We start from the raw sequence: 13,093 nt of genomic DNA on the forward strand, positions 1-13,093 counted from the left end.
CAAACTCCGCCCGGACGCACACATGCACGCGCAGGCCATCGACCCGCACATCCTAACCGACCGCACCCGCCAGGCCCTCGCCGAAGCCGTGGACCAGGTCAACCGGCTGGTGCTGGGCAAGCCGCGCGAAGTGCGCCTGGCCTTCACCACCCTGCTGGCCGGCGGCCACCTGCTGATCGAGGACCTGCCCGGCCTGGGCAAGACCACGCTGGCACGGGCGATGGCGGCCAGCCTGGGCCTGGACTTCCAGCGCATGCAGTTCACGTCCGACCTGCTGCCATCGGACATCATCGGCGTGTCCATCTTCGACCAGACGGCGCGCGAGTTCCGCTTCCACGCCGGCCCGGTGTTCACCCAACTGCTGCTGGCCGACGAGATCAACCGCGCGCCACCGCGTACGCAGAGTGCGCTGCTGGAGGCGATGGCGGAACACCAGGTGACCGTGGATGGCGTCACCCATTCGCTGCCGCAGCCCTTCTTCGTCGTCGCCACCCAGAACCCGGTGGACCTGGCCGGTACCTTTCCGCTGCCGGACTCGCAGATGGACCGTTTCCTGCTGCGGCTCAAGCTCGGTTATCCCGACGCCGGCGCCGAGCGCGAGATGCTGTCGGGCGAAGACCGCCGCGACCTGATCGCGCAGAGCCTGCCGCGCCTGACCGGCGACGAGGTGCTGTCGCTGCGTTATGCGGTCGAACGCGTGCACGCCAGCGAAGCGCTGGTGGCCTACGTGCAGGCGCTGCTGCAGGAAAGCCGCCGGCATCCCGGCGTGCAGGTCGGGCTGTCGCCGCGTGCGGGCCTCGGCCTGCTGCGCGGCGCGCGTGCTTATGCCCTGCTCGATGGCCGCGGCCACGTACAGCCCGAGGACGTGCAGGCGCTGTTCGCCCAGGTGGCCGCGCACCGGCTGGTGCCGGAATCGGAATCCGAAGGTCGCGACGCGCTGGCCGAACGCATCCTGCGCACGGTGGCGGTGGACTGACGGCCGTGGCCCGGCCGCGCGACCTCGTCGAGCGCTGGAGCGACCGGCTCTCCGGCCTGCCACTGGTGCGGCCGAAGCAGCCGGAGCCGCTGCCGATCGTGATCAACCGCCGGCGCATCTACATCCTGCCCACCGGGTTCGGTCTGTTCCTGGCGGCGATGCTGCTGGCGATGATGGTCGGCGGCCTGAACTACAACAACAACCCGGCGCTGCTGCTGGCCTTCATCATGATCGCGGTGGCGCACAACAGCCTGGTGCACGCGCACCTCACGCTGTCCGGCCTGCGCCTGACGGCGCTGCATGCCGAGCCCGTGCACGCCGGGCAGCCGATCGTGCTGCGGCTGGCCTTCGAGGCCAGCGGCAACCTGGCGCGCGAAGGCCTGGAACTGCGCGTGGGCGACGAGGAAGGATTCCTGCAGCTGGCTCCCGGCGAACGGGGTGAGCTGCGCCTGCAGCTGCCGACCCGGCGCCGCGGCTGGCTGGTTCCGGGCCGCCTGCGCCTGTCCACGGTGCGTCCGTTCGGACTCGCCCGCGCCTGGTCCTGGCTGCAGCCCGATGTCCGCCTGCTCGTCTATCCGGCGCCGGAAGCCGAAGGTGTGCCGCTGCCGGACCCCGGCGGCGACGGCCCGTCCAACCGGACGCGCGCCTACGGTGAACAGCCGCATCACCTGCGCGAATACCGGCAGGGCGACGCCCTGCGCCAGATCGCCTGGAAAGCCACGGCACGCGTGGACCGCCTGATGGTGCGCGAGTACGAGGCCAGCGCGCAGCGCGAGATCGAACTCGACTGGTACACGCTGGCCCCCTGCCGCATGAAGCCCGCATCCGCCGCCTGACCCGCTGGGTGCTGGAGGCGGAACGACTCGGCAGCCGCTGGCGCGTCCGCCTGCCCGGCAACGTGATCGGCCCGGGACGTGGCCCCGAGCACCGCCATGCCTGCCTGCGCGCCCTGGCGCTGTTGCCTGATGGCTGAGGCCATTCCGCCGCGGGTGCGCTTCTGGTGCATGGCCGCTGCCGCGTCCTGCCTGCTGCCGCTTCTGCTGCAGTTGCCGACCGGCCTGGCCTGGACGCTGGCGGCGACAGCCGCTTTCGGCATGATCGTGGTCCGCCCCTGGCCGACGGTGTTGCGCCTGGTGCTGTTGGCGCTGCTGGGCGGCTACGTGCTCGTCAGCCATGGCTACAGCCTGGGTCGCGACACCGGTTGCGCGATGCTCGCCTCGCTGCTTGCGCTCAAGCCCTACGAGACCCGCGACCTGCGTGATGCCAACAGCCTGCTCGGCTTCTCGCTGTTCGCCCCGTTCACCGCTTTCCTGCAGGACCAGGGGCCGCTGGTGCTCGGGCTGTCGCTGCCGGCGATGGGCCTGCTGCTGGTGGCGCTGTCGGTGCTCGCCGAACAGCGCCCGGGCGCACCGGTGCCGGTGGTGGGCCGCACCCGGTTGCGCAGCGTGGGCCTGGCCGTGCTGATGGCGGTACCGCTGGCGCTGGCGGGGTTCTGGCTGTTCCCGCGGCTGGCCAGCCCGCTCTGGGGCATGCCCGAGAACGCAATGGGGCGTACCGGCCTGGGCGAGCGCATGACGCCGGACGAATGGGTGGAGATGTTCGCCGACGATCGCCCGGCCCTGCGCGTGCGCTTCGAAGACCGCGAGCCCCGGCGCCAGGATCTCTACTGGCGTGGACAGGTGCTGTGGGAGTTCGACGGCCAGTCGTGGAACCGCGGCATGCCCTTTGTCGAAGGCCGCGCACTGCGCGTGGACGCCGGCGCCGACATCTACCGTTACCAGGCCACGCTGGAACCGACCGATCGCCCCTACCTGGTCACGCTCGACCTGCCACTGCAGGCACCGGACCCGGGCCGGCTCGGCGCCGACATGAGCGTGACCACCGACCAGCCGGTGACATCCCTGCTCCAGTATTCCGGCATTTCGACCGTGCAGGGCATCCACGATGTGCCGCTGGATCCACTGGAAATGCGCCGCGCCCTTTCCCTGCCCCGCGGCTTCAATCCACGCATGCGCGCCCTGGCCGAACGCTGGCGTCAGGAAGCTGCCGGGGACGACGTCGCCGTGGTGCGCCGGGCGCTGGACTGGATCGGCGCCGAATTCAGCTACAGCCTGACCGTGCCGCCGGCCGGCCGCCATTCGGTGGACGACTTCCTGTTCGAGACCCGCGTCGGATTCTGCCAGCACTTCAGCTCGGCCTTCGCCAACCTGATGCGCGGCGCCGGCATTCCGTCCCGCGTGGTGCTGGGATATGCCGGCGGTTACCGGAATCCCTACGGCGGCTACTGGGTGGTGCGCAGCATGGATGCGCACGCCTGGACCGAGGTCTGGTTGCGCGGTCGTGGCTGGGTGCGCGTGGACCCGACCGCAGCGGTCCACCCGGCCCGCATCCTGGACACGGTCGAAGATCTCGCACGCAGCGAAGCGCTGATGCCGGAAACCTTCGCCCCGCTTCGCGACATGGGCGACTGGCTGCGGCGCAACTGGAACGACCTGGTGGTCAGCTTCGATGCCGCGCGCCAAGCGAGTCTGCTGCGGCCGCTGGGCATTTCCCGGGCCGACACCTGGCAGCTGGTGACGGCGTTCTCGATCGGCGCCGGCCTGGCACTGGACTGACGCTGTGGGTGCTGATGCGTGGGCAGCCGCCGCCGCGGGATCCACTGGTCTCGGCCTGGCGGGTATTCACCCGCCGCCTGGATCGCGCCGGCCTGGCGAAGGCGCCGTCCGAGCCGCCGCTGAGTTTCGGCCAGCGGCTGGCCACGGCCCTGCCGACGCAGGCCGCCGCGCTGGAATCGCTCAGCCGGCGTTATGCGGCCTGGCGTTACGGTGGCGCGGTCCTGGCGCCGGACGAAAAGGCACAACTGATCGCCGAACTGCGCGCTTACCGCCCCGTCCGCTGAGCCCAGGAGACCCCCATGAGCCGCCTGACTGCCCTGATCCCCCTGCTGCTGGTCGCCGGCTGCGTGTCCACGCCCGCAGCCCTGCAGGGTGAATTTGCGCCGGTCCAGCCGGCCCAGGCCGCCCGCACCGGTGAGATCGGCCTGCCGGTGCGCTGGGGCGGACGCGTGGTGAAGGTGGAACCGCTGGTGGACCGCAGCTGCTTCGAGATCGTCGGCGTGCACCTGGGCGAAGACGGCCGGCCGCTGCCGGACGACCAGAGTTCGGGCCGGTTCCTGGCCTGCCGCGCCGGTTTCTACGACCCCGAGGTGTTCCTGCCCGGGCGCGAAGTGACCATCTCCGGCCACGTGGACGGCTACGAAACCCGCAGGATCGGCGAATACGACTACCGCTACCCGCGCCTGGCCGCCGACGTGGTCTTCCTGTGGCCCGAACGCCGCGACGTGGACGTGATCGTCGAGCGTTATCCCTACGGGTGGTGAGACGCGCCTAACCCGGCGGCCAGTGCATGGCCCGGCCGGCCAGCAGGTGCAGGTGGATGTGGAACACGGTCTGGCCGCCGTCGCGGTTGCAGTTCATCACCACGCGGTAGCCGTTTTCGGCGAACCCTTCCTGCTTCGCGAACGCCGCCGCCGCCATCGCCAGGCGCCCGACGAGCACTTCGTCGCCTTCGCCCAAGTCATTGAGCGTGGCCACCGCGCGCTTGGGGATGAACAGCACGTGCACCGGCGCCTGGGGTTGATGTCGCGGAAAGCGAGCACGTGTTCGTCCTCGAAGACGATGTCGGCGGGAATCTCGCGGGCGATGATCTTGTCGAAAATCGTGGCCATGGCGGCCTCCGTCAGGAAGGTATCTCGGTGCGCGACCCGAAGGCGTGCGCCAACGTGCCGCGGTCCACGTATTCCAGCTCGCCGCCCAGCGGCACGCCGTGGGCCAGGCGGCTGGGCTTCACGTTCGCCTGGTGCGCCAGCTGCGCGAGGTAGTGCGCGGTGGCCTCGCCTTCGACCGTGGGGTTGGTGGCGATGATCAGCTCGCGCGCCTCGCCCTCGGCCAGGCGCGCGGCCAGCCGGTCCAGGCCGAGCTCGCGCGGGCCGATGCCGTCCAGCGGCGACAGCCGGCCCTGCAGCACGAAATACAGGCCGCGGTAGCCGGTGGCGGTTTCGATCGCCAGGCGATCGGCCGGCGATTCGATCGCGCACAGCAGGCCGCGGTCGCGCGAGGCGCTGGCGCAGATCGCGCACAAGGGCGCTTCGCTGAAATCGCGGCAGGCTTCGCAATGGCCCACGCGTTCGACCGCTTCGGCCAGCGCGCCGGCCAGCCGCAGTCCGCCCTCGCGGTCGCGTTCGAGCAGGTGGTAGGCCATGCGCTGCGCCGACTTCTGGCCGACGCCGGGCAGGCAGCGCAGGGCCTCGATGAGTTGTTCGAGCAGCGGGGAAGCGCTCACGTCGTGGCGTCGCCCGGGATCAGAACAGGCCCGGGATTTTCATGCCCGGCGGGATCGGCATGCCGGCGGTGGCGGCCGACATGCGCTTGCCGCTCTCTTCATTGGCCTTGTTCACCGCGTCGTTGAAGGCGGCGGTAACCAGGTCCTCGAGCATCTCGGGATCGGCCAGCACCGACGGGTCGATGCGCACGCTGCGGCATTCCATCTTGCCGGTCAGGGTGACCTTGACCATGCCGCCGCCGGACTGGCCCTGCACCTCGATGCTGGCCAGTTCTTCCTAGGCCTTCTTGAGGTTGTCCTGCATGCGCTGGGCCTGCTGCATGAGTTGGGCGATATTGCCTCGCATGATGTGTTCCTTCGTGTCAGTGGTCGTCCAGGGGACGGATGGAGTCGGGAATGACGGTGCCGCCCTGCTGCACCAGGCGGCTGATCACCGGGTCGGCGAGGAAGGCCTCCTCGGCGCCGGTCTGGCGTTCACCGCGCTGGCGTTCGGTGCGGGCGTGCAGGGTTTCCGAGCCGGCCGCGCGGGCGGATTCGAACTTGATCGAGGGCGGCGCGCCCAGCGCACCGGCCAGGGCGTTGGCGAGCTGGCGCACCAGGTTGTCGCTGCGCAGGTGGTCGAAGCTGTCGGGCAGGGAAAGCTGCAGCACGCCGTCGGCATGGCCGCAGAAGGCGCTGTGCGCCGCCAGTTCGCGCACCGGGCCCTTCAGGCCGGCGCCGGCGACCAGGGACAGCCAGTCTTCGGCGGTTTTCAGCACCGCGCCGTGGTGGGCCGGGGTGTCCGAATGTGCAACGACTGGGGCAGGCGTAGCACGCGGGGGTCAGCGGCCGGCGGCGAAGCGTGGCGCACCGGCTCCGGGGCGGAGCCGCCGGGCGCGGGGATTCAGGACGCATCGCGGGTGCCGTGGTGGCTGGCGATGGGCCGCGCACCGGCGCCGCGGCACCCGCCTGCGGCAGCGGAAGGCCAGCCCCGCCCTCGCCTGCCGGCCGGAAGGCCAGCATGCGCAGCAGCGCCATCTCGAAACCGGTGCGCGGGCTGGGCGCCAGGCCCAGGTCGCGGCGGCCGGTGACCGCCATCTGGTACCAGAGCTGCACCAGCTCGGGCGACAGCCGCGCCGCCAGTCCGGCCACGTCCACGCGGTCCGCCGTGCCGGCCAGGCCGGGGACCAGCTGCTGCAGCTGGATGCGGTGCAGGGCGGTGGCCAGGTCTTCCAGCACGTGGCTGAAGTCCGGGGAAAACGCCGCCAGTTCTTCGATCCGCGCCATCAGGCCGGGGCCGTCGCCGGCCGCCAGGGTTTCCAGCAGCGCACCGACCTGGGCGCGGTCGACGGTGCCGAGCATGGCGTTCACCGCCGCTTCGTCGAGTTTGCCGCCGGTGTAGGCGATGGCCTGGTCGAGCAGGGACAGGCCGTCGCGCAGGCTGCCATCGGCGGCGCGCGCCAGCAGCTCGACCGCGCCGGGTTCCGCGGCGATGCCCTCGGCCTCGAGGATGCGGCCGATCTGGCCACCGATCTGCGCTTCGTCGAGCCGGCGCAGGTTGAACTGCAGGCAGCGCGAAAGCACGGTCACCGGCAGTTTCTGCGGGTCGGTGGTGGCCAGCAGGAACTTCACGTGCTCCGGCGGTTCCTCCAGCGTCTTGAGCAGCGCGTTGAACGCGCTCTTGGACAGCATGTGCACTTCGTCGATCAGGTAGACCTTTGTCTTGCCGCGCGACGGCATGTACTGGGCGTTGTCGATCAGTTCGCGCACGTCGTCCACGCCGGTGTTGCTGGCGGCGTCGATCTCGAGCAGGTCCACGTAGCGGCCGGAATCGATGTCGCGGCAGGCGGCACACTCGCCGCAGGGCTCGGCGCTGGTGCCGCGTTCGCAGTTGAGCGACTTGGCGAAGATGCGGGCGATGGTGGTCTTGCCCACGCCCCGCGTACCGGTGAACAGGAAGGCGTGGTGGACCTTGCCCGATTCCAGCGCGTTGGTGAGCGCGCGCACGACATGTTCCTGCCCGACCAGTTCGGAGAAGCGCCGGGGGCGCCATTTGCGGGCAAGCACGAGGTAGGACATTCGGGGACTCGGGACAGGTCGGGGACCGGCCGGGCCATTGTGCCAACCCCCGGCCCCGGGCCAGCGCGAATCGCCGCGCTTGTCCCGGACCCCGCCGACGGGTATGATTTCCGGCTTGTTTCAGGCGGTTATCTCTGCGGAGAGATGTCCGAGCGGTTGAAGGAGCACGCCTGGAAAGTGTGTATACGGCTAAACCCCGTATCGAGGGTTCGAATCCCTCTCTCTCCGCCACTCTTCAACGCCACGGCACTTTCCGGCCGCGGCGAGGTCCAAAGACGGCGCGCCCCCGGTGCGCCGTTTGTTTCAATGGTGGCCCCGTCGGCCCCCGCGACGCTAGGTCGAAAATCCCGCCAGGGCCGGAAGGCAGCAACGGTATTGGCTGATGCGGGTGCCGGGGAATGCCGGCGGGGCTACCGCCCTTTGGGCGGAGCCCAAAAGGGCGCCCTAAGTTTGCTTCGCAAACCCAGGGGTCCCCGTCTCCACTTCCGATCCCCTGCGCCTGTCGGCGCGCCCCCTTACCAAGGGGGGCTTCGTACACCGTGTCTGCGCGCTTTGTCCCCGGATTCTATGGATCGGGGTGGAGCCAGGTTTGGTTGCCTTCGGCGTATTTCTCGCGTTTCCAGATGGGGACGCGGGATTTGACTTCGTCGATGATCCAGCGGCAGGCGTCGAAGGCGGGGCCGCGGTGGGCGGCGCTGGCGCCGACCCAGACGGCGAGGTCGCCCAGGGCGAGTTCGCCGGTGCGGTGCACGCAGGCGGCGGCGGTGATATCGAAGCGCGACATGGCTTCTTCGAGGATGCGTTCACCTTCGGCTTCGGCCAGGTCGCGGTAGGACTCGTAGAACAGGCCCTGCACGGGCCTGCCGTCGTTGTGGTCGCGCACCCAGCCTTCGAAGCTGGCGTAGGCGCCGGCCGTGTTCGTGAGCAGGCGTTCGCGCAGCGGCGCGATTTCGAACGGCTCGGGACTGATCGCGAAACGTTTCATCCGCCCGACACCGGCGGGATGAAGGCGACCTCGTTGCCGTCGCGCAGTGGCGTGTCCCAGGCAGCGAAGGCCCCGTCGACGGCCACACGCAGCTTATCCGCGGGCAGGCTGAAACCGTGGCGTGCGCGCAGCTCGTCGTAGAGGCCGTGCAGTGACGCCGGCAACGGCAACTGTTCGCTGTCGCGGCCGGCGGCGTCGCGCAGGCTGGCAAAATACAGCACGGTGATGCTCATGCCTTCGCCTTTCCGACAGTGCGTTTGCCGCCGCGTTTGGCCAACAGTTTCGCCGGGCCGATCACGATCGCGTGCGACAGCGCCTTGGCCATGTCGTAGACCGTCAGCGCCGCGACGGTGGCGCCGGTCAGCGCCTCCATCTCGACACCCGTGCGGTGCGTGGTCTTGACCGCACATTCGATGCGCAGCGTGGCGTCCGTCGCCCAGGCGACGTCGAAACGGCAGCCGTCGATGGGCAGCGGATGGCAGAACGGGATCAGCTCGTGCGTACGCTTGACCGCCATCGTGCCGGCGATGATCGCCGTATCCACCACCGCGCCCTTGGCCGTGGCCATGCCCGCCTTGCGAAGTGCCGCCGCCACCGCCGCCGGGAAACGCACGCGGCATTCGGCGACGGCCTCGCGCGCCGTACTGGCCTTGGCCGACACGTCGACCATCGCCGGCCGGCCGGCGGCATCCACGTGCGTGAGTGCGGAGCGCTTTTTCATCTCAACCGCCTATGTAGAACATCTCGATCTTCCGGCGCGCCGGCGATGCCGAGGCGCGTTCTTCGCTGTAACGGTCGCCGCGCGCCTGCCAGAGCGTGGCCAGGTGCGCGGCCAGCGCATCCTCGCCCTCGGCGATGCGCGCCCGCAGCGGCTGCCCGCGCGTGGCGAACAGGCAGGTGAACAACTGGCCATCGGCCGACAGCCGCGCCCGGTGGCAATCGCCGCAGAACGGTTCGCTGACCGAGCTGACGAAGCCGATTTCGCCGGCACCGTCCTCGTAGCCGTACCGCGAAGCGACTTCGCCGCGGTAGGTCGGCGTCAGCGCCCGCAGTGGCCAGCGTGCGGCGATCAGGTCGCGCAGTTCGGCCGAAGGCAGCACGTTCTCGCGGCGCCAGCCGTTGCAGGTGCCGACGTCCATGTATTCGATGAAGCGCGGCACGTGCGGCGTGCCGCGGAAGTGTTCGACCAGCGCCAGCGCCTGGTCTTCGTTGACGCCACGCTGCACCACGCAGTTGATCTTGATCGAACGGAAACCCGCCGCTTCGGCAGCGTCCAGGCCGGCCAACACGTCGGCGAGGTCGCCGCGGCCGCCGGACATGGCCTTGAACACGGCGGGATCGAGCGCGTCCAGGCTCAGCGTGATGCGGTGCAGCCCGGCCTCGCGCAGTGCGCGCGCCTGGCCGGCCAGCAGTGAACCGTTGGTGGTGAGCGCAAGATCATCAATGCCCGGCACCCGTGCCAGCCGGGCGATCAGGTCGGGCAAGCCTTTGCGCAGCAGCGGTTCGCCGCCGGTCAGGCGCAGCTTGCTGACCCCGAGCCGGGCGAAGGCACGCACCGCCGTCTCGATCTCGTCGAAATCAAGGCGCCGGGCACGACCGAGCGCGGTCTCCTCCGGCGTCAGGCCCTCGGGCATGCAGTAGGGGCAGCGGTAGTTGCAGGTCTCGATCACCGAGATGCGCAGGTCGTGCAGCGGGCGGCCGTGGCGGTCGCGCGGCAAGCCAACCGATGCAACGGCGGCGCTCATCGCGACATCCCCGGCGCGGGCCCGGACAGCGGCAGGCATTCGCCCGGCTCGGCGACCCGGTGGCCACGCGCGCGCAGGGCTTCGGCATCTGCCGCCGAGGCGTAGTGGTAGAGCACACAGCGTGCCAGCAGCCCGCGCGGGTATTCGCGCTCCAGGTCGTCCACGCCGCTGTGCGAGGGATTGCCGTGCAGGGCGCAGTCGTGCGCCACGGTTTCGCCGGCGTCGGCGAACTTCGCCAGCATCTCCGGGATCGGCCGGGTGTCTCCGGTCCACACCACGCTGCCGGGCAGGCGCAGCGCGAAAGCGGTATCGGGCAGATGGTGCCGAACCGGGAACACGTCGTACCACTGCCCGCCATGCCAGAAGCCGCGGGTCACCGGCACCAGCTGGAAAGCGTCCCACCAGTTGGCATCGCCTTCGGCCACCACGCCGGGGTAGTCGGCCAGGCGCGACTGCAGGTGCGGCAGCACGCCGACCGGCACGTACAGGCGCACCTTGCCGCGGCGGGCGGGATCGAAATAGGTGGCGAAGAACAGCCGCTCCAGGCCTGCGACGTGGTCCATGTGCACGTGGGTGATGAACAGGGCATCGGGCAGGCCCACGTACTGGCGTTCGAACGCGGCCAGGGCTTCCTGGCCGCAGTCGATCATCAACACCGGGCGCCCCTGGTGTTCGATCACCGCCGATGCCGAACCCAGCGTCATCGCCGCCTGGGCATTGCCGACCCCGAGGAAACGCAGCGACCAGCTCATGGCGTGGCCTGCGCGAAATCACGTTCGTACTGCGCGACCAGGCGTGCGTAACCCTCGCGCCAGCCGTCGTCGCCCGCCAGCTTGGCTAGCGACCGCGAAAGGCGCGCGAGATTGGCGCGGCGCCAGGCCGCCTGCGGCACGCGTCGACGGCCACGGTCGAAATCGATCAGCCAGACCTTGCCGGTGGCATCGACCAGGATGTTGTGGGCGTTGAGGTCGGCATGTTCGACGCCGGCGTGGTGGAAGCGCGCGATCGTCGTACCGACAGCCTCCCAAGGCGCCTGCCCGGCCATCGGTCCCAGCCAGTCCGCCAGCGCACGCACCTGCGGGATGCGCTCGACCAGGATCGCGGCCCGGTAAACCGGACCCGAACACCAATAACCGGCCATCAGAGGCGCCGGCACCGGCAGGCCTTCGGCCTGCAGTTCGCCCAGCAGGCGGAACTCGGCCACGCTGCGAACACGCGATTCACCTTGCCAGAGGTAAGCGTCACGGCTGATCCGCGCCATCCAGCCGCCGCGGCGGTAATGCCGCAGCACGGCCTGGCCTTCGCCACCGTTCACGAACCAGGCGGCGCCGCGGCCGCCCTGCCCGCTTACGGGAAGCGCACGCTCGCCCCAGTACCCCGGCTCGAGCATCGCCGGTTCGGCTTGCCGCAGGCGCGCGGGGTCGAACACAATCGCTCCCGGCCCGCGCGCATCGCGGAAGGGCTGCTGGCGTTCGGCGGCGGCGTTGACTCCCATACCAGGCCAGTTTAACCAATGACCGTGCCCCCCGCGCCGCGATCGCTCTGCCTGCTGCGCCTGTCCGCCCTGGGCGATGCCACCCACGCGGTGGTCCTGGTGCGCGCGTTGCAGCGCGCCTGGCCGCAGCTGCCGATCACCTGGATCATCGGCAAGGGCGAAGCGAAACTGCTGGAAGGGCTGGACGGCGTCGAGTTCGTCGTCTTCGACAAGAAGGCCGGCCTGGCCGGTTACCGCGAGCTGCGCACGAAACTGGCAGGGCGGCGTTTCGACGTGCTGCTGAACCTGCAGCTGGCGCTGCGGGCGAGCCTGGTGTCGGCCCTCGTTCGCGCCGACCGCCGCATCGGCTACGACCGGGCACGCAGCAAGGAAGGCCACTCCCTGTTCATCAACGAACGCATCCCGGAGGGCGGGCACCATGTACTCGACGCCTTCCTGCAGTTCCTGCTCCTGCTGGGCCTGGCGCCGGGACCGGTGGAGTGGCGGTTGCCGGTGCCGGACGAAGCCCACGCCTGGGCGCAAGCGCAACTGCCTGGCGACCAGCCGACCCTGCTGGTCTCGCCCTGCTCCAGCCACCCGCTGCGCAACTGGCGGCCTGAACGTTACGCGGCAGTGGCCGACCATGCGGCATCCCGCGGCTGGCGCGTGGTGATCTGCGGCGGCCGCAGCGAACCGGAGCGACGCATGGCGGACGCGATCATGGCGGCGATGCAGCATCCCGCCCTCGACCTCGTCGGCAAGGACACGCTCAAGCAGCTGCTCGCCCTGCTGGCGCGGGCCGACCTGGTGCTCACGCCGGACTCGGGACCCACCCACATGGCCAATGCCATGGGCACGGCCGTGCTGGGCCTGCATGCCGCCACCGATGCGGAACGTTCAGGACCCTACTCGGACCGGCGCTGGTCGGTGAACCACTATGGCGAGGCGGCGGAAAAATTCCTGCGCCTGCCCGCGGAACGTGTGCGCTGGGGCCGCCGGATCGAGTTCCCCGGCGTGATGGACCTGGTCGGCGTGGACGAAGTGACCGCACGCTTCGACGCCTTCTGCGCCGACACCGGCCAGTGAGCGCTCAGGGCGTCGAACCGGCCCGGTAGTCCTGGTAGGACTTTTCCTCGACGTAGGCCGAACCCAGGGCGAGGTTGATGTCCTTCTTGATCTTCGCGCGGTCGTCGTTCTCGAAATAGACGGCGCGCGCCAGGCGCACGAACTCGGCGTCGAAGGCCTGGGCCTTTTCCTTCAGGCGGATATCGTCCTCGATCACCCAGAGGCGCTCGTTGACGGCCTTCAGGGCCGCGCGCAATTCCGAGATGTCGGTCCGCGAGGCGGGGTGTGCGGCCCAGGTGGCGTCCAGCGCATCGAGCTCCCGGCGCACGTTGGCGAGCTTGGCGGGGTCGGCCATGCGCTCGGACTTGATCTGCAGGATGGCGATCTTGTCGAGCAGTTCGCCGAAGGAGACGGGGACTTGGATTTCGGACATGGGCAGGGGCTCCAAT

13 protein-coding genes, 1 tRNA gene, 1 other RNA gene and 4 pseudogenes are annotated in these 13,093 nt (G+C 70.1%); 8 read left to right on the plus strand and 11 right to left on the minus strand.

What is annotated here, in order from left to right; genetic code table 11:
• The first annotated feature begins 22 nt into the window (after window positions 1-22).
• From FRZ33_RS12865 to FRZ33_RS12880, 5 genes and pseudogenes are all read left to right on the plus strand, one after another.
• Window positions 23-976, plus strand: a complete 954-nt coding sequence (locus FRZ33_RS12865; RefSeq protein ID WP_146910092.1) for an AAA family ATPase — start codon at window positions 23-25, stop codon at window positions 974-976.
• Window positions 977-1,074: 98 nt separating this feature from the next.
• Window positions 1,075-1,949, plus strand: a pseudogene (locus FRZ33_RS12870) (DUF58 domain-containing protein).
• Window positions 1,942-3,591 carry a transglutaminase TgpA family protein gene (locus FRZ33_RS12875; RefSeq protein ID WP_227977888.1) on the plus strand — a complete coding sequence of 550 codons (1,650 nt, stop codon included), beginning with the start codon at window positions 1,942-1,944 and terminating at the stop codon, window positions 3,589-3,591. Before FRZ33_RS12870 ends, FRZ33_RS12875 begins: the two are co-directional and overlap by 8 nt.
• A 14-nt stretch (window positions 3,592-3,605) precedes the next feature.
• The gene (locus FRZ33_RS16465; RefSeq protein WP_227977889.1) at window positions 3,606-3,875 is read left to right on the plus strand and encodes a DUF4129 domain-containing protein; all 270 of its coding nucleotides are present in this window, start codon (window positions 3,606-3,608) and stop codon (window positions 3,873-3,875) included.
• Window positions 3,876-3,890: 15 nt separating this feature from the next.
• The gene (locus FRZ33_RS12880; RefSeq protein ID WP_146910094.1) at window positions 3,891-4,355 is read left to right on the plus strand and encodes a Slp family lipoprotein; all 465 of its coding nucleotides are present in this window, start codon (window positions 3,891-3,893) and stop codon (window positions 4,353-4,355) included.
• A gap of 7 nt (window positions 4,356-4,362) precedes the next feature.
• Here the strand turns inward: FRZ33_RS12880 and FRZ33_RS12885 are convergent.
• The 4 genes and pseudogenes from FRZ33_RS12885 to dnaX all read right to left on the minus strand — a co-directional run bounded on the left by FRZ33_RS12885 (window position 4,363) and on the right by dnaX (window position 7,375).
• Window positions 4,363-4,703: pseudogene (locus FRZ33_RS12885) on the minus strand (histidine triad nucleotide-binding protein).
• A gap of 11 nt (window positions 4,704-4,714) precedes the next feature.
• The gene (recR, locus tag FRZ33_RS12890; protein ID WP_146910095.1) at window positions 4,715-5,317 is read right to left on the minus strand and encodes a recombination mediator RecR; all 603 of its coding nucleotides are present in this window, start codon (window positions 5,315-5,317) and stop codon (window positions 4,715-4,717) included.
• Between the two features lie 19 nt (window positions 5,318-5,336).
• Window positions 5,337-5,663 (minus strand): annotated as a pseudogene (locus tag FRZ33_RS12895) (YbaB/EbfC family nucleoid-associated protein).
• Window positions 5,664-5,679: 16 nt separating this feature from the next.
• A pseudogene (gene dnaX, locus FRZ33_RS12900) lies at window positions 5,680-7,375 on the minus strand (DNA polymerase III subunit gamma/tau).
• A gap of 138 nt (window positions 7,376-7,513) precedes the next feature.
• Between dnaX and FRZ33_RS12905 the strand changes: the two are divergent.
• A tRNA-Ser gene (locus FRZ33_RS12905) sits at window positions 7,514-7,606 on the plus strand.
• Window positions 7,607-7,690: 84 nt separating this feature from the next.
• Window positions 7,691-7,786: signal recognition particle sRNA small type (gene ffs / locus FRZ33_RS12910), an RNA gene on the plus strand.
• Between the two features lie 154 nt (window positions 7,787-7,940).
• Here ffs and FRZ33_RS12915 read toward each other — a convergent pair.
• Genes FRZ33_RS12915 through FRZ33_RS12940 form a run of 6 tightly spaced genes read right to left on the minus strand, consistent with a single transcriptional unit; the run spans window position 7,941 to window position 11,600 of the window.
• Window positions 7,941-8,360 carry a molybdenum cofactor biosynthesis protein MoaE gene (locus FRZ33_RS12915; RefSeq protein WP_146910099.1) on the minus strand — a complete coding sequence of 140 codons (420 nt, stop codon included), beginning with the start codon at window positions 8,358-8,360 and terminating at the stop codon, window positions 7,941-7,943.
• Window positions 8,357-8,593 carry a MoaD/ThiS family protein gene (locus tag FRZ33_RS12920; RefSeq protein ID WP_146910101.1) on the minus strand — a complete coding sequence of 79 codons (237 nt, stop codon included), beginning with the start codon at window positions 8,591-8,593 and terminating at the stop codon, window positions 8,357-8,359. Before FRZ33_RS12920 ends, FRZ33_RS12915 begins: the two co-directional genes overlap by 4 nt.
• Window positions 8,590-9,081, minus strand: coding sequence for a cyclic pyranopterin monophosphate synthase MoaC (moaC, locus tag FRZ33_RS12925; protein WP_146910103.1), 492 nt, complete (start codon window positions 9,079-9,081; stop codon window positions 8,590-8,592). The genes FRZ33_RS12920 and moaC overlap by 4 nt, the downstream gene beginning before the upstream one ends.
• A 1-nt stretch (window position 9,082) precedes the next feature.
• Window positions 9,083-10,105, minus strand: coding sequence for a GTP 3',8-cyclase MoaA (gene moaA / locus FRZ33_RS12930; protein WP_146910104.1), 1,023 nt, complete (start codon window positions 10,103-10,105; stop codon window positions 9,083-9,085).
• Window positions 10,102-10,857 carry an MBL fold metallo-hydrolase gene (locus FRZ33_RS12935; RefSeq protein ID WP_146910106.1) on the minus strand — a complete coding sequence of 252 codons (756 nt, stop codon included), beginning with the start codon at window positions 10,855-10,857 and terminating at the stop codon, window positions 10,102-10,104. The genes moaA and FRZ33_RS12935 overlap by 4 nt, the downstream gene beginning before the upstream one ends.
• Window positions 10,854-11,600 (minus strand): 3-deoxy-D-manno-octulosonic acid kinase, encoded by a 747-nt coding sequence (locus tag FRZ33_RS12940; RefSeq protein ID WP_146910108.1) that lies wholly within the window; start codon window positions 11,598-11,600, stop codon window positions 10,854-10,856. Before FRZ33_RS12940 ends, FRZ33_RS12935 begins: the two co-directional genes overlap by 4 nt.
• Window positions 11,601-11,618: 18 nt before the next feature.
• On the opposite strand from FRZ33_RS12940, the gene FRZ33_RS12945 reads away from it, so the two are divergent.
• Window positions 11,619-12,665 (plus strand): glycosyltransferase family 9 protein, encoded by a 1,047-nt coding sequence (locus tag FRZ33_RS12945; protein ID WP_146910110.1) that lies wholly within the window; start codon window positions 11,619-11,621, stop codon window positions 12,663-12,665.
• 4 nt (window positions 12,666-12,669) lie between these two features.
• Here FRZ33_RS12945 and FRZ33_RS12950 read toward each other — a convergent pair whose 3' ends face one another.
• On the minus strand, window positions 12,670-13,077 hold the full coding sequence (locus FRZ33_RS12950; RefSeq protein WP_146910112.1) for a DUF6165 family protein: 408 nt from the start codon (window positions 13,075-13,077) through the stop codon (window positions 12,670-12,672).
• Window positions 13,078-13,093: the final 16 nt, after the last annotated feature.

Source organism: Arenimonas daejeonensis (assembly GCF_007993735.1).
Taxonomy (GTDB): domain Bacteria; phylum Pseudomonadota; class Gammaproteobacteria; order Xanthomonadales; family Xanthomonadaceae; genus Arenimonas; species Arenimonas daejeonensis.

Bases quoted from the DNA above. Each gene is read 5' to 3' on its own strand.
- moaA (WP_146910104.1), bottom strand. From the start codon at position 10,105: ATGAGCGCCGCCGTTGCATCGGTTGGCTTGCCGCGCGACCGCCACGGC.
- FRZ33_RS12940 (WP_146910108.1), bottom strand. From the start codon at position 11,600: ATGGGAGTCAACGCCGCCGCCGAACGCCAGCAGCCCTTCCGCGATGCG.
- FRZ33_RS12880 (WP_146910094.1), top strand. From the start codon at position 3,891: ATGAGCCGCCTGACTGCCCTGATCCCCCTGCTGCTGGTCGCCGGCTGC.
- FRZ33_RS16465 (WP_227977889.1), top strand. From the start codon at position 3,606: ATGCGTGGGCAGCCGCCGCCGCGGGATCCACTGGTCTCGGCCTGGCGG.
- FRZ33_RS12865 (WP_146910092.1), top strand. From the start codon at position 23: ATGCACGCGCAGGCCATCGACCCGCACATCCTAACCGACCGCACCCGC.
- moaC (WP_146910103.1), bottom strand. From the start codon at position 9,081: ATGAAAAAGCGCTCCGCACTCACGCACGTGGATGCCGCCGGCCGGCCG.
- FRZ33_RS12915 (WP_146910099.1), bottom strand. From the start codon at position 8,360: ATGAAACGTTTCGCGATCAGTCCCGAGCCGTTCGAAATCGCGCCGCTG.
- FRZ33_RS12920 (WP_146910101.1), bottom strand. From the start codon at position 8,593: ATGAGCATCACCGTGCTGTATTTTGCCAGCCTGCGCGACGCCGCCGGC.
- FRZ33_RS12950 (WP_146910112.1), bottom strand. From the start codon at position 13,077: ATGTCCGAAATCCAAGTCCCCGTCTCCTTCGGCGAACTGCTCGACAAG.
- FRZ33_RS12875 (WP_227977888.1), top strand. From the start codon at position 1,942: ATGGCTGAGGCCATTCCGCCGCGGGTGCGCTTCTGGTGCATGGCCGCT.
- FRZ33_RS12945 (WP_146910110.1), top strand. From the start codon at position 11,619: ATGACCGTGCCCCCCGCGCCGCGATCGCTCTGCCTGCTGCGCCTGTCC.
- FRZ33_RS12935 (WP_146910106.1), bottom strand. From the start codon at position 10,857: ATGAGCTGGTCGCTGCGTTTCCTCGGGGTCGGCAATGCCCAGGCGGCG.